This is a genomic window from Pseudomonas sp. A0308 (genome assembly GCF_044218815.1).
Lineage (GTDB): Bacteria > Pseudomonadota > Gammaproteobacteria > Pseudomonadales > Pseudomonadaceae > Aquipseudomonas > Aquipseudomonas iridis.
The window spans coordinates 434262-454682 of sequence record NZ_CP162581.1; the positions used below are offsets into that span (position 1 = coordinate 434262).

General features: G+C 59.0%; 12 protein-coding genes and 2 pseudogenes. 10 read left to right on the forward strand and 4 right to left on the reverse strand.

From position 1 onward, the window contains the following. The first annotated feature begins 210 nt into the window (after positions 1–210). On the forward strand, positions 211–5013 hold the full coding sequence (locus AB4P92_RS02030) for a dermonecrotic toxin domain-containing protein (protein WP_395598753.1): 4803 nt from the start codon (positions 211–213) through the stop codon (positions 5011–5013). A gap of 58 nt (positions 5014–5071) precedes the next feature. Here the strand turns inward: AB4P92_RS02030 and AB4P92_RS02035 are convergent, their stop codons facing one another. Continuing rightward, positions 5072–5341 carry a PepSY domain-containing protein gene (locus tag AB4P92_RS02035; RefSeq protein ID WP_042559028.1) on the reverse strand — a complete coding sequence of 90 codons (270 nt, stop codon included), beginning with the start codon at positions 5339–5341 and terminating at the stop codon, positions 5072–5074. A 152-nt stretch (positions 5342–5493) separates the two neighbouring features. On the opposite strand from AB4P92_RS02035, the gene AB4P92_RS02040 reads away from it, so the two are divergent. Then, on the forward strand, positions 5494–6495 hold the full coding sequence (locus AB4P92_RS02040; protein WP_395598754.1) for a FecR family protein: 1002 nt from the start codon (positions 5494–5496) through the stop codon (positions 6493–6495). 55 nt (positions 6496–6550) lie between these two features. Here the strand turns inward: AB4P92_RS02040 and AB4P92_RS02045 are convergent, their stop codons facing one another. Further along, complete coding sequence (locus tag AB4P92_RS02045) at positions 6551–8896, reverse strand: acylase (protein ID WP_395598755.1); 2346 nt, start codon at positions 8894–8896, stop codon at positions 6551–6553. A gap of 301 nt (positions 8897–9197) precedes the next feature. Here AB4P92_RS02045 and AB4P92_RS02050 point away from each other — a divergent pair, with 301 nt between their 5' ends. After that, the gene (locus AB4P92_RS02050) at positions 9198–9575 is read left to right on the forward strand and encodes a fe2+ zn2+ uptake regulation protein (protein WP_395598756.1); all 378 of its coding nucleotides are present in this window, start codon (positions 9198–9200) and stop codon (positions 9573–9575) included. Between the two features lie 18 nt (positions 9576–9593). Here the strand turns inward: AB4P92_RS02050 and AB4P92_RS02055 are convergent, their stop codons facing one another. Next, positions 9594–9782, reverse strand: a complete 189-nt coding sequence (locus AB4P92_RS02055) for a hypothetical protein (RefSeq protein ID WP_042559024.1) — start codon at positions 9780–9782, stop codon at positions 9594–9596. A 450-nt stretch (positions 9783–10232) separates the two neighbouring features. Here AB4P92_RS02055 and AB4P92_RS02060 point away from each other — a divergent pair, with 450 nt between their 5' ends. The 5 genes from AB4P92_RS02060 to AB4P92_RS02080 are packed head-to-tail and all read left to right on the forward strand — an operon-like array spanning position 10233 to position 17295. After that, positions 10233–11480: an MFS transporter gene (locus tag AB4P92_RS02060; RefSeq protein WP_395598757.1), complete on the forward strand. Its 1248-nt coding sequence runs from the start codon at positions 10233–10235 to the stop codon at positions 11478–11480. 10 nt (positions 11481–11490) lie between these two features. Beyond that, positions 11491–12621 (forward strand): acyl-protein synthase, encoded by a 1131-nt coding sequence (locus AB4P92_RS02065; protein WP_395598758.1) that lies wholly within the window; start codon positions 11491–11493, stop codon positions 12619–12621. Between the two features lies 1 nt (position 12622). After that, positions 12623–15025 (forward strand): aldehyde dehydrogenase family protein, encoded by a 2403-nt coding sequence (locus tag AB4P92_RS02070; protein ID WP_395598759.1) that lies wholly within the window; start codon positions 12623–12625, stop codon positions 15023–15025. A 46-nt stretch (positions 15026–15071) separates the two neighbouring features. Next, positions 15072–16382, forward strand: coding sequence for a phenylacetate--CoA ligase family protein (locus AB4P92_RS02075; RefSeq protein ID WP_395598760.1), 1311 nt, complete (start codon positions 15072–15074; stop codon positions 16380–16382). After that, positions 16360–17295, forward strand: coding sequence for a GNAT family N-acetyltransferase (locus AB4P92_RS02080; RefSeq protein WP_261735329.1), 936 nt, complete (start codon positions 16360–16362; stop codon positions 17293–17295). Before AB4P92_RS02075 ends, AB4P92_RS02080 begins: the two co-directional genes overlap by 23 nt. Positions 17296–17358: 63 nt before the next feature. Here AB4P92_RS02080 and AB4P92_RS02085 read toward each other — a convergent pair whose 3' ends face one another. Beyond that, complete coding sequence (locus tag AB4P92_RS02085) at positions 17359–17886, reverse strand: hypothetical protein (RefSeq protein WP_261735412.1); 528 nt, start codon at positions 17884–17886, stop codon at positions 17359–17361. A gap of 434 nt (positions 17887–18320) precedes the next feature. Here AB4P92_RS02085 and AB4P92_RS02090 point away from each other — a divergent pair. Both AB4P92_RS02090 and AB4P92_RS02095 read left to right on the forward strand, forming a co-directional pair. Then, positions 18321–19397, forward strand: a pseudogene (locus tag AB4P92_RS02090) (cache domain-containing protein); the annotation flags it as partial. Between the two features lie 333 nt (positions 19398–19730). Then, positions 19731–20258 (forward strand): annotated as a pseudogene (locus tag AB4P92_RS02095) (methyl-accepting chemotaxis protein); the annotation flags it as partial. Positions 20259–20421 lie beyond the last annotated feature (163 nt).

Below are 20421 nucleotides of genomic sequence, written 5' to 3' on the forward strand. Positions count from 1 at the left end.
CTCCAGAATAGTTATTGGAGGGAACACCAGCGTACGGACAACTTGCGCACCGATTAACCACGTCACAACAGTACCCTGTCAACCCTTCGACGCCTGCCGTCCAAAGCACCAGCATCTGGCCGTGCGATAACTATCTACCACCTGCGCCACCTTCATCGCCCCTAGTCTCGGACTTCATTCTTCGCGCCGCACGCGCCATTTCGAGACCTGATGATGACTGAGCCGGCATCCCCGCTGCTGTTCCCCGAAACCCTGAATGTTCCCGCGCTGTGGAGGCAACTGGGTAAAACGCACAACCTCAATGCCAAGGATTTCACCTGGCTGGGTCATGTAAAACTCGCCACCCAGGCACTGCGCAGCCGGCAAACCCCGCCGATGCTCGCGCAAAGCATTCACATTCACGCGGGCACGGCGCCCTCGGTGACGTTGGCAGGCTGTTTCATCCTCAGCGAAACGCCTGATGACCGGGGCGCGATCCTGTACACGCCCTATGACGGCATCAAGAAATACGAAAGCCTGGCCACGCTGAAAAAACAGCTCGAAAAACGTCTGAAGGACGCCGAAGAAGACGACCTGCTCCTGGCCTTCATCGCGCTCGGCCAACGCAGGGACATTGTCGAACAGCGGCAACGCACGCTCACGTTCGAAACCATCGAGGGCGACATTTTCGATCAGCAGAAGGCGCAGATTCTCGCGAGCCAGCAACGCAATGCTCAGGCCACACTCGACGAGTTGAAACGCCTGCCCTCGCTGACATCGATGCTGGAAACGCTCCTCAACGGCTTGTTGAACATCCGTTTGCCTCACATCAATCAGGCGCTGACCCGAGTCAACTTCTACCTCGATGCCGCGCCGGGCAGCGCTAACGCCGTATCGCCAACGCAGTCCGTCAGGCACTGGCACGACTCCATCAGCCTGAGTGACGCAGTGTTGATGGTCTACCGCAATCAGGGTTGGCCAACTGACCAGATGCATGAGTTCTCCCATCCCGGGCGTGCCCCGTTCGATCGCGACCAGGCCGTATGGGAAGAGGCGCTTGATGCGGTCGCGGGCAAGCTGCAGGTGTTGCTGTTTCAGCAATTGCAACACTACTGGCAGGCGCCCGCCGAAACAGGTTCGCCGCGTAACGCGTTCTTCAGTGCCGTGCTCCAAGAGCAGGCCCGCGCCGACCTGATGATCAAACGCGAAGGCGCCATCCTCAGCGCTGACAAGTTCGCCGTCCTGCATCAGATGATTCAGCCCGACGCATTACCGGCCGGTCGCCCGACTATCGAAAACGTGCGGATCTGGGAGTACCAACCCGAGTATGTCGAGTTGGCCGGTTCGCTGATGATCAGCCACATCGATGCCTGTCTGTACACGCCCACGCACGGTTTGCAGGTGCTCAAGGACTACCCTGACCTGCGAGACACCGTGTTGAGCAAGTTCGGCGCACGCGGTCATCAGGACGAATTCTATGGCTTGCTGAGCATGCAGGAGCGCAACCGGTTCATTGGTTTCAATCGCCCGAACGTGACGGGAGAAAGCCTCGGCGGCGAGCCCTTCAAAGTGCTGTGCGAGGCGATCATCACCAAGCAACGGCAGAACATCGCCTACGCCTTGCAAGTGTTCCGCCAAAGCGATGGCGGCGTCGACATTCATTCATTGTTCGACAAGGCCCTGGATATCCGCGCCATGCTGCATGAACGGCTGTTAACTCTCGACGCCGGCGAGCGTTGGTCGACAAGGCCGGTATTGACCGGCGTGCAACAACCTTCCGAAGTGCTGGCGCACAAGGCGACGAGGATTGCCGACACCTGTGATCTGGAAAACATCGTGCTGACCGGCACGTTCAGAGGGCAGCCGACAGCGACCGAAGCTGAACAGCGCCGGTACCTCGACACTCTCAAAGGCAGGCTCAGCAACGTGTTGGTCAGCGGCGTGACCCATGAGGCGCAGCTACGCGTTATGAGTGGTTCGCTCAAGGCGCCGGAGCAAGCGATTGTCGACACCGTGTTCAACAACGCTCAGCCCAGTCGCGATGATCGTCGCTCGCTCAATGGTTTCCGGCCCGATGCCTGGTCAATCACCCTCAGGAGCGCCGGGGTGGCGCAAGCGTTGGCTTTGGCCCACTGCTTTTTACTGACCGAGCGTGGCGGCCTGGATGACCTGTACTCCGGTCGCGCCGTTTTGTGGACTCCGGCACAGGGCCTGGAAGTCTTTGCCAGCATCGGCGCCGCCCGCCTCGCCCTGGAACATCGGCTCAAGGACAAGCTTGATCGCCTGACCCTGCTGGAAAACCTGCTGCCCCAGCAACGTCGGTTTCACAACGAGTACACGCTGGGTGCCTTGCGGTTGATCGAGGACAACGTGCTGCTGGAACGTGTGCAGTCCGGCATCGAGCATTTCCTTGCGCGTTGCAATCAGCTTCGCCAGCGCATCAAGACGGCGTCGAAACTCAAGGCTGCCTTTGACGTTGTGGTGAAAACCCCGATTGACACCAATTTGGAGCGCAGCGTCTACCTGGCCAACGCCATCCGCCAGCAACAATCGCTGCCGGCCTGGATGGGCATGGCGCCGGTGCAGGAGCAACAGCTTTATCTCGAACTGCTGGAGCAATGGCGCCACAGCGTGGTTGACCAGCAGGATTACCTCAGCGGCCTGCCCTCACTGCCCGAGTACGTCGGCCAGCGCTTGCAATCGTTGCTCGACAGCCGTTTCCCGGGTAGCGCGCTCGACCCGCAGAACATCGAGATCACCCCCAACCTGGCATTGGCCGGCCCTGCGCTCCCGCTGACGGAATTTGCGTTGAATCATTTCAACATCGGCCAGGGCACCGGGTTCAAGGTCGCCTCGAAAACCACTCGGCGTCTACCGGCCGGCCTGGATCAAAGCGCTGTCAGGCAATTGCTGTTGTCGCTGGACATACCCACGACATTCACGGCGAAGGTCACCGCCGCGTTGTCACCGGGCCATGCGCAAGCCACGGCGCGCAGACAGCGCTTCTATCGCCAGTTGCCCTGGCAATTGCTGCAACATGCGCAAGGTCTGAAGATGCAGCAGCAGCTGTCCGCCAGCACGTTCGATCACCTCTGCCAGGTGCTCGACATGCCGGATGGCCTCGCCCGCAAAACCGTCGAAGGCGCCCACGCGATTGTTTCTCCGCTGTCATTGTTCAAGACCGCAGGCGCAGTCGCTGTCGAAACCTTGGGGATGTACCTGATCGGTCCGGGTGGCGGCCACACCGGCCCATTGGTCCTGTATTCGCCGTATGGCGAAGAGGTGTTGCGCGAGTTCGCGGATTCGGCGAGCGTCATCGCCGCCATCAACACACCGGGCAGGTTCCAGGACCTGCTGATTCGCCGTTTGCCCCAGGCACAACAGTCGGTCTTCGCTACGCTTCTACAATCAAGTGCTGGCACGACCAGTGAGTTCACCCTGTCCAGCACGCCTATCACCGGCAACGTGCTGCACAGGTTTTTCACTGACAACCTCAAGCTGCTGCCGCAATTGCTGAGCTGCCAATTGCAACGCGACGCCCAGGCCGACTGGGACACGGCCAAAGCGCTGTTCAACCGAGGTATCAGCCTGAGCGCGAGCCTGCTACCGGGTAAAGTGTCCTACCTCACTTTTCTCTGGCAGGCCTACAAAGACTTCAAGCACTCCGCCGAAGGCTTGCAGGATCATCACTGGCCGCAAGCCCTGAAAAGCTTTATTTCAGGGGCGGCGCAAATGATCTCGCTGGGGCGTCTCAAGCTGGAAGGCGCCGCGCCCGTCACCGACGTCCCCGCACCGCCCACCGCGCAGGCTGCACCGAGCTGGTCGCAAATCAGAACCACCTCGCCGCTGCGCACCGAGTTGCAGCCCTTCGAAGCCACGGATGTCGCGCTGCAGGATCTGCGGCATGTCCCACAAACCGGCCTCTACGAGGATCTGCTCAGCAAGCGCACCTATGCGCCGATCGCTGGCAAGGTAAACCGTGTAGAACAACCAGGGCCCGTCTGGCAGATGGTCAACGATCTGGCACCCGGTCCGAGCCTGGTCCAGAGCGGCTCGCGCCTGCTGCTGGCGCCTGATCAGAACGCCGCGCATTACGGCAAAGTCATGTCGATCCTGTCGCGCGCGGATGATATTGAAGCCAACCGCAGGGCATTGCTGAACATTGAAGCGATTGGCATGAAGGAGATTCAGCGCCTTCATCCGTATAAAGCACGGCAGATCCAGCAGGCCATCGACATTGCCCGCTTTTACGCTTTCAACAGTTTGCACAATCTGGCCCAGCTCAAAGCCAACGTTCCCGGCAGCCGGCTGGATGGCTTTCTCAAGGTTTTTTTCGGGGTGACTGCGGTCGATAAAAACCTGTTAGGCAAGGTGCACAAGGCGATCGTGCCGATCTGTGAAGCGCTGGTAGACCCCAGCGATGACCTGATGAACACGGAGCGGTTCGTGGTGGGCTCCAATATCTACAAGTCCTCCGTCAGTGCGTTTGTACTGATCAAGGACGAGCGCAAAATGGTGCATTTCACCGAACATTTCTTCGACCCGAACCTGGCCTACTACCAGGAGCATCTGAGTGAGCCCTTCAACATCGAAGGCCACGCCCAGGCTGCCACCCTGATCCACGAATTTTCCCATCAATACTCCGGCACCGAAGACTTCGCCTTACTGGAAGCGCGGCGACCGTTTCCCGATCTGATCAACACCATCACGGTCTTCGGGCGAAACCTGAGGGATTCGCTGGAAGAATTTCGAAACACTGCACTGTCCCTGCAAACGTCTCGTCAGGCGCTGTTTGCGCGCGAAAGCAATCAGCGCGGCGTGTTTGTCGATCTGGACAAGATCCCCGATGGCAAACACATCGGCAAAGAAATACTCAGGCTGACCAGCAGCCCGAACATGGATGAGGCGCGCAACGCTTTTTACAACCGGATCTCAGCGGATGCGCGGATCGATATCATTTTGCACAATGCCGATTCGCTCGCCCTGTTGATCTGCGAGATGGGCCGGCAACTGGACCCGGTGCCGGCGCCCTGAAAAAAAACATAAAAAAAGGCGCAGGTCGAAACCTGCGCCCTGGCTCAGACGGTCGGGATCAGTCTTTCTGATCGCGCAGAATGTTGCCCGATGCGCCATCGATGCGGAACTCATAGACGACACCGTCAGACTTGCGCCCTTCCCCTTCCCAATAGCCATCGTTATCGGCCTCGATCTTGTAGATCTCGACATAACCTGCCTTGGTCTTCGCGGTATCGATGGCTTTTTCGATGGTGATCCAGCCTGCGCCTGGCTTGTCTGCCAGCGCGGCACCGGCGCTGAGCAGGCTTGCAGTGGCAATCAGTGCAGCAAAGGTCTTCTTGATCATTTTTTCACTCCATTTGTGGATAGTGGTCATTGGCGTCCTGTTTTTTGGGCGCCTGAGCGAAAAATAAGTTCCACATTGATGGGTAAATGCCATGACTTATGTTCTCGGCAACTTCCCGTCAAGGTTAGAATGTGCGAAATCAGGATGAGTCAATGACCCAAGACACTCTCTCGGAAGCCGAATACGATGCGATCACCGATGCCGCCGCGCATTGGTGCATGCGTTTGCACGCCGCCGACTGCACGGAAGACGAGCGTCGCGCATTCCAGCAATGGCACGATGCACATCCTCTGCATGCATTCGAGTACGAAGCCATGCTGGAAATCTGGGACGTTGCCGGACACCTGCCGCGCCCGGAGACAGCATTGGTTGTGCCGGTTACTCAGCCTGACCGCCCATGGCGCCGCTACGCGATAGCGGCCGGGGTCTGCGCACTGGCGTTGCCGCTGACGGCTTACACCGGTTGGCATCTGGGCTGGCTGCCCAACAGTTATGAGCATTTTGCCGCCACTGACAATGTGCGTCAGGTGACGCTGAGTGACGGCAGCCAACTCGAACTGAACCTCAACACTGACCTGACCTTCAGCAACTACAAGGACGAACGCCGCGTCACGCTGAAAAAAGGCGAGGCATTCTTTACCGTCAGTCACGACACGTCGCACCCGTTTGTCGTGCGGGCAGGCGAAGGCAGGATTCGGGTGACCGGCACGCGGTTCAATGTCTGGATGTACGAGGATCAAGTGCGAGTGAACCTGATCGCAGGTTCGGTACTGGTCAGCAGTAATCGTCAATTGCCGGGCGATGGCTTGCGTCTCGAGCCCTCCATGCAAGCGCGTTACAAACCGGGCGACTACATGCCGCAAATCAGCCAGACCTACCCTGACGATGCTTCGCTGGCCTGGCGCAGCGGCAAACTGGTGCTGGACAATCTGCCGCTCAGTGAAGCCCTGCCGCTGATCAACCGCTACCTGGAAAAACCGTTGATGCTCGCCGACACCAGCACCGGAGCAATTCGGGTGGGCGGTATCTACAACATCAAAGAGCTGAACAACCTCGCCAACTCCCTGCCCAAGGTCTTGCCCGTTTACCTGACGCGCAATAAGGAAGGCAACCCGGTGATCAACCCGATGCCGCAACAGCCGCCAAAAAGCTGAAGGCCGCGCCCCTTGCGGGATGCGGCCTTCAATTGTTTTTCCAGTAATGCCGTGTTTACTTCGCGGCGACCTTCCCCGTTTTGTCCAGCGTCCCGTGAATGGTCTGCACCTGATACTGCGGGTCAGCCTGGATCTGCTGTTCGGTAAACGGCAGCACACTCCACTGTTTCTTCGAGAATGCCTCAGTCTGATCGCGCGAGTATTTCGATGCCGGATCGCTGGACAGCGAGAAGGCCAAGAGCCCCTGCGCGTGCGGGCCCTTTTCATCGAACGTCACGACTTGCAGATAACTGGTGCCACTGACCACCTCAAGCTTGCCATCCTCGCGTGGCACGCTCTGGATCGCATTGTAGATCCCCAGCGTACCCGGCCCGCCATGGATCGGCGTCTGCCGCCCGCCGCTGCTGACCACCTGAATGTCGCCCCAACGGGTTTGCGGTTTCAGGCCCATTTTGGCCACGGCATCGATCGACGCCAGCATCGCTTCGCGAAGCGCCTTGGCCACCGCTGGTTGCTCGATCGCCAGACCACGCGGCGTGTGTTGCGCGTCTTGCGGATCGAAGGCGACGCGCCAGATGTCCACCGACTGCTGCAGGGCTTGCATGATGTTCTGGAAATGCACCAGGCCCAGGCCCGAATCCAGATTGGCCCGCCCGTCCCACGCCTTCAGGCTGGCACACACCGGTTTCAGTGCTTGCGCATCGGCGCCAAGGTCAGCGGCGCAGAACTTCAGCAAATCCGGCACCACCTGGGTCGCCAGATACACTTGATCGTCCATCACCATCTGCTGTAGATCCTTGATCCCCAGCGCGCCTTTTTTGTTCAGGCTCGCCAGACGATCGAGGGCAAAGCGCGAACGCAAGCCCAGCGGTTGGCCGTCCTGACTGATCAACGGCGAGAAACCGGTGAGCGGTTGCGCCGGGTTGGCCAGCCATGCGGAATCGTTGGAGTGCTGGACGAAGTCCTTGCGCAGCAGTTGCGGCAATTGGCTGGCAGCAAAAATGCCCTTCTGCGCGGCTTGCGGGTCGACGTCCCAGGCGCAGGCGCTGTTTGAGCCGTCGAGCACGATCATCTGGGTGCCGATTCGCGGGTCACTGCACTTTGCGAGTTTTTCGCCGCTGACGTTCGGCACCACCGACAGGTTCATGTACAGCGTCTGCCCCTTGTCATCTGCGGCGAGCGTATTGACCCAGGGAATACCCTGAATCTTGTGCACCGAATCCTGCAAATCCTCAAGCGTGGAAGCCTGATTCATCGCATACCACTGCTTGAGCACGCGATCGTTGTCGAGGTTGGCATCACGCAGGCTGTAGGCGAACTGATTGTCCCAATCGAGCTTGCCCGGCCACTGCACAATCGGGCCGAACTTCGAGCTGTAGATGTCACGTGCCACCGGCAGCACTTGCCCGTCGGCCTGTTTGACCTGCACGGTCACTGTCTGCTTGCTCATCGGCAATGATTGGCCATCGAGCAGATAGCGCGTCGGGTCTTTCGGATCGAGTTGCAGGCGATACAGAGTGAAGTGTTTGGAGGAATCGACCGTATGGGTCCAGGCCAGATGCTGGTTGAAACCGATGTTGATCATCGGCAGGCCCGGTAACGCGGCGCCCATGACGTCAAGTTTGCCGGGAATGGTCAGGTGCATTTGATAGAAACGCATACCGCCAACCCAGGGAAAGTGCGGGTTGGCCAGCAGCATGCCGCGACCGTTGAACGAACGCTCGCTCCCCACCGCCACGGCATTGCTGCCACGATCAAGCGCGAAGCGCTGCTGACGGACATCTGCCATTTGGTAGGCGTGCGTATCGTTGGCGATCCGCGCCGTGGCCTGTGGCGGCGTGGCACCGGCAAGGGCTTCGGCGAATTGTCCAACCCCGCCCTCGACCAACAGACGACGGGTCAGCTTGACCAGATCTTGCGGGGCAATATCGCGAACCCATTCGCCCTGACATTGTTGCGGCAGACCCTGCTGACGGCGTTCGGCGAGATAGCGGTTGTAGCCCGCGGCATAACCCTGGACCAGATCACGCACCTGTGCCGTTTGCGCCTGCCAGAAGGTGCTGACCGCTTCCGGCGTATTAAGCCAATTGAAAAAAACATCGCTGACACGGTTTTCACGTTCTTCGACAGTGAACTGATCCGGGCCGAAATACCGCGACCGCTGGCCATTGACCGTGACGATTTCGTTGGCCAGCAGGCACAGGTTGTCCTGCGCATAAGCGTATCCGATGCCGAAACCCAGGCTACGCTCGTCTTGTGCGCGGATATGCGGCACGCCGAAACCGGTACGACGGATCTCGGCGCTGGTATCAATGGAGGGGCTGAATGCATGGGCCGAAAGGCTCAGCCCGAAAAGCATACCGGCAACGGTCAGTCCGGTTAACTGCCTGGAAATAATCACGCTCGCTCCTGATCGAAATGCCGAAGAGCGGATCTGCCTTGCCGCGCGAAACATGTGACGGGCAACGGATCCGCTGTGGTAACACCCACGCGTCCACGCGCAATGAGCCTGTCCTGAAAACGAACGTCGACGAAAAAAATTTAGCGCGGTGCGCGGCAGTTTTGCGCAGTGATTACGCGCAGAAGACGAAATCCCGACAAATTTTCTACATTTTTTCTTTCATGATTTGGCGAGCTGAAACGTCTTGTTTAGAGAGCGCAAAAAAACCTTTCCCGATCGGGCTCTGAAAAGGAGTAATTGCATGTACAACCCGCAACTACCAACGGACGGTAGCCAGGCGCCACAAGGAGCATCCATGAGCCCCCACGCGAGCGATTTCGGACAACGCATCGAGCGTCACGGCAACGAACGCATCCGGCTGTTGCTCAAAAGCTTCGGTCTGCGCACCAGCCTGATTCGCCTGAAGGTCATCGACGCCCTGCTGGTCGCGGCACAAAACGACCGTCGCCTGGGCGTTCGCGGCGTCCATAGCCAATTGCTGGATCTGGATATTCCGCTGTCCTTCCTCAGTGTGCGCGAAGTCCTCAAGCGCCTGAGCGCCGAAGGTGTGATCACCTTCAACGCGGACAAGAGCTACAGCCTGCATCCGCAGGCTGCTGCAGTCCTCGACGCCGAGTGAAACGTACTGCGATCGCCGTCAGGGTTTGACCTTGCGGCGCATTACGCCGTTGATCACCACGACGATCACCGCCACACCGATGGCGATGTACTGGAAGGTTTTTTCATCGATCTTCCCGGTGTTTTGCAGCCAGGACAGGCCGAGCATGATCGCCAGTACGGAGACGGCGATCAGAATCGAATAAATCAAACGTTGCTTCTGGGTCATTGCGGCTTCCTGAAACTTTGGAATGTATCCACTTGCATGCCATGCACTTGCCGTCATACGGGTAGGCGCCGCTGCAAACGGGGCCTCATGTTACAGCCGATAGAGGCTTTTGGCTTCATCACGGCTTCAAGACGACCATCATCCTTGCGCCGGGGAAGCCCCGGCGACGATCAACATCGTTAACAGGATATTTCACCCCGCCTGCTCGCCAGTGTCAGATGCCGGGCATGAAAAATACACACTGAATTAACTGAAAAACAATGCCCGCCCCATTCGCGGGCATTTTTTTTTAGCATGGATGAGTGCCCGGTAACGTCTTGTTTTACTGGCGTTTTAGGTCCGTTTCATATCCTGCAAAGATTCGAAATTTAATGTTTCAGCTAACCAGTAGGTCACGCCAATGTCTGGACCTAGGCTCTGCAACCTCCTCCTTACCTGACAAGGATGTTTATGCAGAGAACATTGATAAGAATCGGGCCACGCCAAGTGGTGGGATTCTGCCTGGCGCTTAGCGCTTTTGAACTCCTGACCTATATGGCCAGTGACTTGATCATGCCAGCGATGTTGAGCGTCACTGAAGAGTTCCAGGCCGATGTTCGCCATGTTCCCAATGCCTTCAATCTTTATCTGTTGGGCGGCGTCTGCCTGCAATGGCTGCTGGGCCCAATGTCTGATCATTGGGGGCGGCGCCGACTGCTGTTGATCGGCTGCGGCGCATTCGCTGCTGCCTGTGCCGCCGCTTTCGCTACCCGCAGCATTGAAGCGTTCAATGCGCTGCGCCTGATACAGGGCATGGGGCTGGGGTTTGTCGTGGCCGTCAGCTATCCGGCCCTACAGGAAGTGTTCTGCGAAGCGGATGCCGTGCGCCTGATGGCCCTGCTCGGCAACATTGCGCTGCTATCGCCGTTGCTCGGCCCCATGCTCGGCAGCGTACTGCTGGAATGGCTGACATGGCGCGAACTGTTTTTGGCACTCGGCATTGCTGCGGTGCTGGTCTGGCTGGGGCTTTACGCCTGCATGCCGGAGACCGTGGGGGTTATCCGCCGCGATGGGCAGCAGCAAGCCCGCGTGGCCTTTTCCATGCGTCAGATCCGCCAGCGCTACCTTGCCCTGCTCGGTAACCCGCGGTTCCTCGGCGCGAGCCTGGCCCTGGGGCTGATGAGCCTGCCACTGATTGCCTGGATCGGTCTGGCGCCGTTGCTGCTGATCCAGGGCCTGGGCCTGACACCGCTGACGTATGGCCTGTGGCAAATTCCGATTTTCTCTGCCGTCATCGTCGGCAATCTCATTCTCAACCGTCTGCTGGTGACGCACTCGTTATCACGCCTGATACAACTGGGGCTTTGGCCGTTCTGCCTGGGCCTGCTGGCGCTGATCGGCTGCGCGATGCAGGGTCTGGGACTGACAGCGACAGTCGCCAGCCTGGCGCTTTACGCCGTTGGATTGGGCATCAGCAACGCGGCGTTGTATCGGCTGGCGCTGTTTTGTTCGGATGACAGCAAAGGCCTGGTCTCGGCCATGGTCGGCATGATTTCGATTGCCGCGATGGGCATCGGCGGCTCAATTATTGCAGCCATTGGCGGCGGAACCCGGCTTGAGTTTTTCGCCCTGTGGGCCGCGCTCGGAGGCTTGATGTGCCTGCCGCTGTTGCTCTGGTTTCTACAAGACGCCAAAACCGCGTTCGCCGCACCTGAATAAGGGAACATTGATGATCCATTTACCCGCGAGCGATGCGTTATGCGCGTTGCCCCATCCTTATTGCCCGCATTCCGTGCCCACGGGCCTGTTCGAACGGGCCATGGCCGAGATCAGTCGTTTTCATTGCCAGCACACACCGGGCTACGAACATTGGTTGAACGCCCACGGGCTCGGTGCGCATGACCTGGACACGCTTGATGACTGGTCGCACTTGCCACCGATCTTCGCCAATTTTTTCAAGCAACGGCTGCTGCTCAGCAGCACCGGCGCCAATGCCCTGGAACTGACGTCTTCCGGCACCAGCGGTCAGCGCAGCCGCATGCGCTACGACGAGCGCAGCCTTGGCGCGGCGCAATTCATGGTCGTGCAGATCTTCCGCCATTACGGTTGGGACACCCCGGACACGCCCTGCAACTACTTGCTGCTGAGTTACGAGCCGCAAGGGCTGATCACGCTTGGCACCTCGTTCACCGATCAGTTTCTGTGCCGCTTCGCCCCCGCCAACCTTGTGGTCTATGCCTTGCGCAGCACCGGTAACGGTCATCGGTTTGATGTGTTTGGCGTCATCCAGGCCTTGCAGGCGTTTGCCGAAGAAGGTCTGCCGGTACGCATCCTCGGCTTCCCGGCGTTTCTCTGGCAGACCTTGCAACAGATGCAGGCCCTCGGCATGCCAGATCTGAAACTGCCGGCCGGTTCCCTGGCATTTTTCGGCGGTGGCTGGAAAACCCAGGCCGCACATGAGATTCCCAGGCAACAGTTATATGCCTGCATCCACCGCCAACTGGGCATTGAAACCTCGCGTTGTCGAGATGGTTACGGTGCCGTCGAGCATGCCGTGCCTTACATCGAATGCGCCCATCACCGTTTTCATGTCCCGGTCTATTCGAAGGTGTACGTGCGCCATCCAGCTGATTTTTCTATTCAACCCTATGGCCAGCGAGGCCTGCTGGGATTCGTCTCGCCCTATATCTCGTCCAGTCCCGCACACGCGGTGGTGATGAGCGATCTGGCGACGTTGCACCCTGGCCAGAGTTGCGGCTGCGGGCTGAGCAGCGATTGGTTTGAACTGCACGGCCGCGCAGGCACTACCGCAGGCAGAAGTTGCGCGATGGCAGCGGCCGACCTGCTGGGGAGCTACTGATATGTACTTGATCGACGGACAATTACGCGACGCCTGCGACCTTGACGCTGCGCTTGAATGCCTTCAGGCAGATCTTGCGGATCATCTGAGCACGCCGCTGCAAAGCAGCACGGTGATCAGCGCCGCGACCTGCTTTGCTGAGCAACTGAGCGGCGACAATCAAGAGCTCGCGCTCGATCTCGAACATCGACAGGCCCTGATCGAGTTCTGCACGGCCGAGGCATTGCAGATCAAATTGCAACGCGAACTGGGCGCCCAACCGGGCTCATTGCGCCGCATCGACTATCGACAATCGCACTTCGAATGCTGGAGCCCACTCGGGCTGGTGGTGCACATCACGCCGGGCAACGCGCCGTTGCTGGCGTTCTGCGCGGTACTGGAAAGTCTGTTGGCAGGCAACGTCAACTGGTTACGACCCAGCAGCAGCGACCAAGGCCTGACCGCACGGTTACTGCACGCCTTGTTGCAATGCGATTCGAGCGGCCAAATCGCTGGTTACGTGGCGGTATTGCCAGTGGGCACGGGGCAGATCGGGCAACTGTGTAAACGCGCCAATGGCGTTGCGGCGTGGGGCGGTGAGCCCGCCTTACAAGCCATTCGCAAGCAGCTCCCGTCCGGTTGCCGGTGGATCGACTGGGGACATCGCATCAGTTTCGTCTATCTGACGACCGAAGCCGCCACAGCGCAGAACCTCGATGCTGTCGCCGATGAAGTCTGTCGACTGGATCAGCAGGCCTGCTCCAGCCCGCAATGGCTGCTGGTGGACAGTGACGACCCGGTCGTATTGCGCGAGATCGGTGAACGCCTGGCGGCAGCCTTCGAACGCCGCGCCGGGCAATGGCCGGCGCTGTTGCCAACGCCACAGGAAGGCGCGCAAATCACCACGCACACGCACATGGCACGCCTGGCGCAGAGCTTCGCGGAACAAACCGGCCATGTCTGGAGCGCGCCGGGCTGGCGGGTGATCTGGGCGCACGAGCGTCAACTCGCCCCCTCCCCGCTGTTTCGCAGCGTGCTGCTGCATCCGGTACCGCGGTCGCTGATCACCGACACCCTGCTGCCATGGCGCAACGTCCTGCAAAGTTGCGCGCTGCTGTGCGGCGAAGCACAAATTGGCGAGTTGGCACGGATACTGATCCGTGCCGGTGTGACGCGCATCGCGCCAGTGGCCGGCATTCACGATGGCTATGACGGTGAGCCCCATGATGGCGTTTACGCGTTGCAACGACTTAGTCGACGTGTGTCGGTCAGCGTCGCCGCCGGCCTGTTGCCAAGCCACGCCACCCTTGATCCCGCGCCTGTACCCGTAACGCTTTGCGGGCAGCCGATCATGGACAAGGAGCGTTTCAAGGGCCAGCCGTTCAACGCGGCGGCGCAGTTGTATTTCCGCTCCGGTGGCAGTAGCGGGACACCCGCGCTGTCCGGTTATAGCTATGGTGATTTCCATCGACAGATGCGCGCAACAGCGGACGGTTTGTTTGCTGCGGGCCTGGATCCGGCGCGGGATCGGGTAATGAACCTGTTCTTCTGCGGCGGGTTGTACGGCGGTTTCCTGAGTTTCGCCAAAGTGCTTGAGTTGCTGGACATCCCCCACCTGCCGATGGGCGCCCCGGCCGATGACGATTACCGCGACATCGCCGAGCTGATCATCAGTCAGCGCGTGACGGTGCTGATGGGCATGCCAAGCACTCTGCACCGCTTGTTCCTCAACGAACGGGAGCGCTTGCAAGCCTACGGCGGTATCACCAAGGTGTTTCTCGGCGGCGAACATCTCAGTGAACCGAGTCGTGCTCTTTTGCGCCGGTGCGGTGTGACCAGCGTCCGCTCGGCGATTTACGGAAGTGTCGACGCCGGCCCCCTCGGTCATGCCTGCCAGGCTACGGGAGATGGCATTTTTCATCTGATGAACGACACCCAACATCTGGAAATTGTCGCGCTCGACGCCGATGAGCCTGTGGTCGGCAATCAAGTCGGCCGCCTGTTGTTCACCTCCATCGCCCGGGAGGCGCAAAACGTTCAGCGCTATGACGTCGGCGACACTGGCCGCTGGGTATCCGGTGCCTGTGCTTGCGGACTGGCCTCTCCACGCTTCGAACTGCTGCAACGCCACGGCAAATTGATCCGCATCGGCACCGACTTCATTTCATTGAGCGAACTGGCGGTGCATCTGCAAGTGCCGTTTCAACTGCTGCTGGATCATGCACCCGACGGTATCGAGCGCATGCGTTTGCGCAGCGAACTCGAAATTGTTGACGTGCAGGCCCGACTGTCGAGTTACCCGACCCTGGCAACGATTATTCACAGCGGGTTGCTGAATCTCGAAGTTGAAGTCTGTGCCATCAAAGACTTCGCCCGAAACAAGCACAGCGGCAAGACGCCGTTAATGATTGATTCGCGCAACTGACACTTCCCGTGAGTCAAGCCAGAAAACTATAAAAAAGGTCAACCTTGTGAACATCACTGACTCAGTGGGCGAATTGATCAACTTCGCTCGTCAGCACTCGCCCTATTACCGCGAACATTTTGCCAAAGTCCTTGGACAAGTCACGTTGCTCACCGAGCTACCGATCGTTGACCCCGACGAATTCTGGCGTCACAGCGAAACCCTCGATCTGTGGCCGGTATTGACCGACTCAGCGAAGGGGGCACTGGTATTCAGAACCGGCGGTTCCACCAGTGCCGGGAAACTCTCTGTTTACAACCGGGAAGAATGGCGGCGCCTGGTCGGCGATTTCGGCAGCGCCCTCAGTGTGCAATTCAACCCGGGAGACCGGGTGGCCAATCTGTTTTTTGCTGGCGACCTGTATGCCAGCTTCCTGTTCATCCACGATTCATTGGCACATGTGCGTGTGGACATCACTGAGTTTCCGTTCACCGGCGATATCGATTCTCAGGTATTGGCGCAATCCATCCAGCAGCATCGGATCAACGTGCTTGCAGGCTTGCCGGCACATCTGTTGACCTTTGCCGCCTGGCTTGAGCGTCGCAAGCAAACCTTGCCGGTTGTCGACACGCTGCTCTACGGCGGCGAAAGTCTGTTTGATTCACAGCGCCAGATTCTCAAAGTGGTCTTTCCCAACGCGCGCATCGCCTCCATCGGCTACGCCAGCGTTGACGCCGGTTTCATCGGCAGCAGTCAGCGCGACTGCGCCGAGGGCGAGCATCGAATGCATGAAAATCACGCCATCCTGGAGATCATCGACGAATACTCGGGAGAGGTGATCGAGTCTTGCGATGAAGTGGGTTTGCTCGTTCTGACCAGCCCCCACCGGCGCTTGATGCCGCTGATTCGATACCCGGTAGGCGACCGCGCCTGCTGGCGAGAACCGCTCGGCACTGCGCAGCGAAAATTCGCGATCAAGGGGCGCAGCGCCAGCAGCCATCGGGTCCGAGTGGGCATTTTGTCGCTGGTCCCCCAGGAAATCGCCGAAGTGATACGCCGCGACGCTGCCTGTGACGACTGGCAACTGGTGATTGAACAGGTCGCGCTCAAGGACGTGCTGACGCTCAAATGGGTGCCAACTGCACAGTCTCCCGACCGCGCCGACGTCAATCGGCAACTGGGAACCGCAATGCTTGAGCTTTATCCGTTGATCACGCAATTACGGGCGGATCATTTGCTGGAACTGCACATCCAGTGCTGCACGCATGAGGATCTGCCACGACATCCCCGTTCGGGCAAATGCCTGCGCGTGCTGGACCTGCGTCGTTATGGACACAAGGATCAGGAGGGTCCGGATGGAACCGCTGATTCTGCGTAATTATCGCGCCAGCGATGCCACGGCGGTCAGCCGGTTGTTCCGCGAGGTGTACGGCGATCTCTATGTGCAACCGCACGTTTATCTGCCGCAGATGATCAACCAGAACCACGCCCACCAGCGCTGGCACTCGCTGGTCGCCGTGGTCGACGGGCAGATACGCGGACACGCCACCCTGTTTCGCGACACAGGCGCCCGCACGGCCGAACTGGCATTGAGCGCCGTCCATCCTGATGCCCGGGGACAAAACATTGCCACACGTCTGAGCCAGCAACTGCTGACCCACGCGCAAGCACTGGGCTGCCACGACGTGTCCATCAAACAGGTCACTCACCACCCGTACACGCAACGCATGGCCGCCAGTCTCGGTTTTCAAAACACCGGGCTGTTGCCGGACTACGTGCCCTCACCATTCGGTAGCTCAACGCCGGAATCGATTGTCGTGGGATGTCGCATCATCGACGGGTATCAACGCCCCTTGCCACGGCAGACCTGGCCGTCCGCTTACCGCAGTTTCATGGAACATTTATGTGATGTATTCGGCACGCAAGAGCAACGATTTTACTGGCGTGGCCCCGCAATTCAGCTGGAACAACACACCAATCGTTACGACATCCTGCTCAAGGCCCTGCGGCCCGATCTGCTCGAGCAGCTAAGGGGATTGCCGCAGCAATGGCTGGTGTCGATCCGGCTCGGATTGTCACAGCAATTCACCTGCGACCTGAACAGACTGGCTGCAATCGGATTTGTCTTTACCGGGCTGGCACCCGTCGAGGGTAAGGAGGGAGGATGGCTGGCGCTGTTTCACCGGGGTTACCGGCTGGGAAAACTTGAGTTGCACTGCCCGCAGATGCAGCAGTTACACGATCAGGCACAACAGCAAGTCGTGCCTCACCTGAGCAAAATAGCGCTGTGACTTGAGCGTACCGCGATCTTGCGAAATGACCCGCTCAACTTGAGCGGGTCATTGTCTGGCGGCTCAAGCCCTGGCTTTGATGCCGTCTTTATTGGGAAGCGGCGCGTTGCCTTCCCCATAGGTTTTCAGGTTTTGCAGGACGTAAATGGCTTTCTTGAATTCGGGGATCAGATTTTTGCCGTACGCATTGCCATTGAGACCATTGTTCTGGATCGCATCAAGCTGAGTCGCGAAATACTCCAGCGCATTGAATTTGGCATCAATGTCTTTGGTCACGCCGAAACGATCGAACTTGTCGCCGGCATTCATCAGAGTGAAGGACGTGATTTCCGAGATCAGCCCTCGGCTACGCAGCATCGCCGCCAGGTTACCCATCTGTTTTACCGAGACGTTCGCGGGATCAAAGCCCTTGATGTTTTTGCGCAGGCCTTGCTTGTCCATCTCGGCAGTGTTCAAAGCGTTAGGATCGTTACCAACCTTGGTGAGCATCTGCTGCACCTTGACGCTTTGGGACACCTGCTTTTTGCCGCCGGTGTTGCGCACCATGACGCCAGCCTTGCTTTCCCAGCCGCCGACAATGCCAATCGTCATGAGAAAACTCCCTGTGAAATGAACATGAAATATCCTTGTTGAAGCACTCGAATGCTGGGGAGTATCCACCGGCTCACTGATGGCACCAACCCTTTTTGTGCACTCACTTACAATTCTCGTACATTCTCGATACAAATCAGCAGACCTCCGTGGATGCTGGCTTTCAAGCCCTTCATCACGCCGCGACCGGTAGAAATTCACTCTGGTGCCATGGCTGGTTAATTCCTGTGTATCAGGTCCGATACCGACCAGTCATCGGCCTTCAGCTTTTTAGCACGCCGGTACCTAAAGCTTCTGACGGCAACGACGATACCTAGTGATACCCGCACTGTTTATGCCTCCCGCCCCTAATAAGAATCGCAGCTCAAGGACCGGTTTCCATGCCCGCATTCCGCACTATTCAGGCTCGCTACACGCTGTTTCTGGTTCTGTTCATGCTGCTGTTGTCAGTGCTGACCGTGGTCGGTATCAGCCAACTGGTCGCACCCAAACTGCGTCAAACCGAAGAACAGGTGGTGCTCAACCGCATTGCCGAAGTCGCGGAGCAGATTCAGGGCGAGTTGAACAAGGTTCAGGCGCAACAACGCAGCATCACCCAGACCATCCCGCTGCTCGACAGCGCGGCCATCGACACGGTATTGCCGGGCCTGGTGGATCAATACGGCGAACTGAAAGTGTTTGGCGGTGGTATCTGGCCGCTACCCGGCCAGCGTGAAGCCGGACGCAACAAGTTCAGCACCTTCTGGCATCGCGATGCCTCGGGCAAACTGGCTGTCAACACGTTCTGGAACAGTGACGCGGCGCCCAACTACTACGACCAGACCTGGTACAAGGGCGGCATGGCCACCCCGCGCGGTCAGTGCGCCTGGGCGGCGGCCTACAAGGACGACGCCAGCGCCGAGCCGCGCACCAACTGCGCCATGGCCATCCAGAAAAACGGCAATGCCTGGGGCGTGTCGACCATCGACGTCACCCTGGGTTTCTTCAACGACCTGGTGGCCCGCAAGGAAAAAGACCTCAACGCCGAAATGCTCATCGTCGAGGCCGATGGCAAAATCATCAGCAACAGTTCGCGCATCAGCGGACCGATCGTGCTGAAGAACATCAGCGAACTGGCTGCCAGCTCGACCTTCGCCAGCCAGGTCAAGGCGGGTCTGCAAAGCCGTGATCAGGCGCAGCGCGTCGAATTCGACAACAACGGTGAAGCCAGCACCTTCTTCATGCGCCCGATCGAGGGCACGCCGTGGTTCCTCGCCACTGCTCTGCCGACCAAAATGCTCACCGCCCAGCGTGACGACGTGCTCAGCACCCTGAGCCTGTTGCAGATTCCGCTGGTGATTCTGTTAGTGCTGTTGCAGATCTACGCGATCCGTCAGCTGGTTTCGCGCATGAAAGCGCTGAAAGCCAACATCGACCTGCTGTCCAGCGGCGATGCCGACCTGACCCGACGCATCACCATCCGCGCCAAGGACGAACTCGGCGCCATCGGTCATTCGGTCAATACCTTTATTGCCTATCTGCAAAACATGATCGGTGAAGTCACCCAGGCCACCGGCGCCATGGCGTCGAGCCTCGACAACCTGCAACGTACCTCGACGCATACCAGCCAGATTCTGCTGCGTCACGCTTCGGAAACCGATCAGACCGTCACCGCCATCACCGAGATGAGCTCGACTGCCGAAAGCGTGGCGCAGAACGCTGCTGAAACCGCGGCGTTCACCCAGCGCGCCAACGAAAACGCCGACCGTTCGCGTGTGGTGGTGGGCGAGGCGACCAACAGCGTGGTTGCGCTGATCGATGAAGTGGCCAGCGCCACCCATAAAGTCGAAAACATGCAACAGGACGCTCAACGCATCACCGAGATTCTCGGGGTGATCGGCGCGATTGCCGGTCAGACCAACCTGCTGGCCCTCAACGCCGCCATCGAAGCGGCGCGCGCCGGTGAACAGGGTCGCGGCTTCGCCGTGGTGGCCGATGAAGTACGCGCCCTCGCCGCCCGGACCCAGGCCAGCACTTCGGAAATCAACGAGATGTTGAAGCGACTGACCCAAGGGGTCAGTTCGTCGGTCAGCGCCATGGAAAACACACAGGCCAGTTGCCAGTCGGCGGCCGACGCCACGGCACGGGTCAACTCGGGGCTGGATGAAATGGCCGGTTCCGTCAGCCATATCAACAGCCTCAGCACGCAAATCGCCACCGCCGCCGAGCAGCAAAGTGCGGTGACCGAAGAGATCAACCGCAGCATGGTGCAAATTCGCCACATGGTTGATGAACTGGTTCAAAGCGGCCAGGCCAGTGAACTCAACACCCGTCAGTTGCTGGAAGCCAACAGCCGGGTGAGTGCGATCATGGGGCGCTTCAAGGTCAGTTGATTCACCTCAATCTCATGTAGGAGCTGCCGCAGGCTGCGATCTTTTGATGTTGCTTTTAAAAGATCAAAAGATCGCAGCCTGCGGCAGCTCCTACACAGAATCGCGTGCAACCTTACGGATTTGTCATCTCTCGCTCATGGGGCTGTCAGGGTTGATCTACGAT

Excerpts from the sequence above, each read along its gene's own strand:
- AB4P92_RS02035 (WP_042559028.1), bottom strand. The coding sequence starts at position 5,341 with ATGATCAAGAAGACCTTTGCTGCACTGATTGCCACTGCAAGCCTGCTC.
- AB4P92_RS02085 (WP_261735412.1), bottom strand. The coding sequence starts at position 17,886 with ATGACGATTGGCATTGTCGGCGGCTGGGAAAGCAAGGCTGGCGTCATG.
- AB4P92_RS02065 (WP_395598758.1), top strand. The coding sequence starts at position 11,491 with ATGATCCATTTACCCGCGAGCGATGCGTTATGCGCGTTGCCCCATCCT.
- AB4P92_RS02080 (WP_261735329.1), top strand. The coding sequence starts at position 16,360 with ATGGAACCGCTGATTCTGCGTAATTATCGCGCCAGCGATGCCACGGCG.
- AB4P92_RS02040 (WP_395598754.1), top strand. The coding sequence starts at position 5,494 with ATGACCCAAGACACTCTCTCGGAAGCCGAATACGATGCGATCACCGAT.
- AB4P92_RS02070 (WP_395598759.1), top strand. The coding sequence starts at position 12,623 with ATGTACTTGATCGACGGACAATTACGCGACGCCTGCGACCTTGACGCT.
- AB4P92_RS02050 (WP_395598756.1), top strand. The coding sequence starts at position 9,198 with ATGTACAACCCGCAACTACCAACGGACGGTAGCCAGGCGCCACAAGGA.
- AB4P92_RS02055 (WP_042559024.1), bottom strand. The coding sequence starts at position 9,782 with ATGACCCAGAAGCAACGTTTGATTTATTCGATTCTGATCGCCGTCTCC.
- AB4P92_RS02060 (WP_395598757.1), top strand. The coding sequence starts at position 10,233 with ATGCAGAGAACATTGATAAGAATCGGGCCACGCCAAGTGGTGGGATTC.
- AB4P92_RS02030 (WP_395598753.1), top strand. The coding sequence starts at position 211 with ATGATGACTGAGCCGGCATCCCCGCTGCTGTTCCCCGAAACCCTGAAT.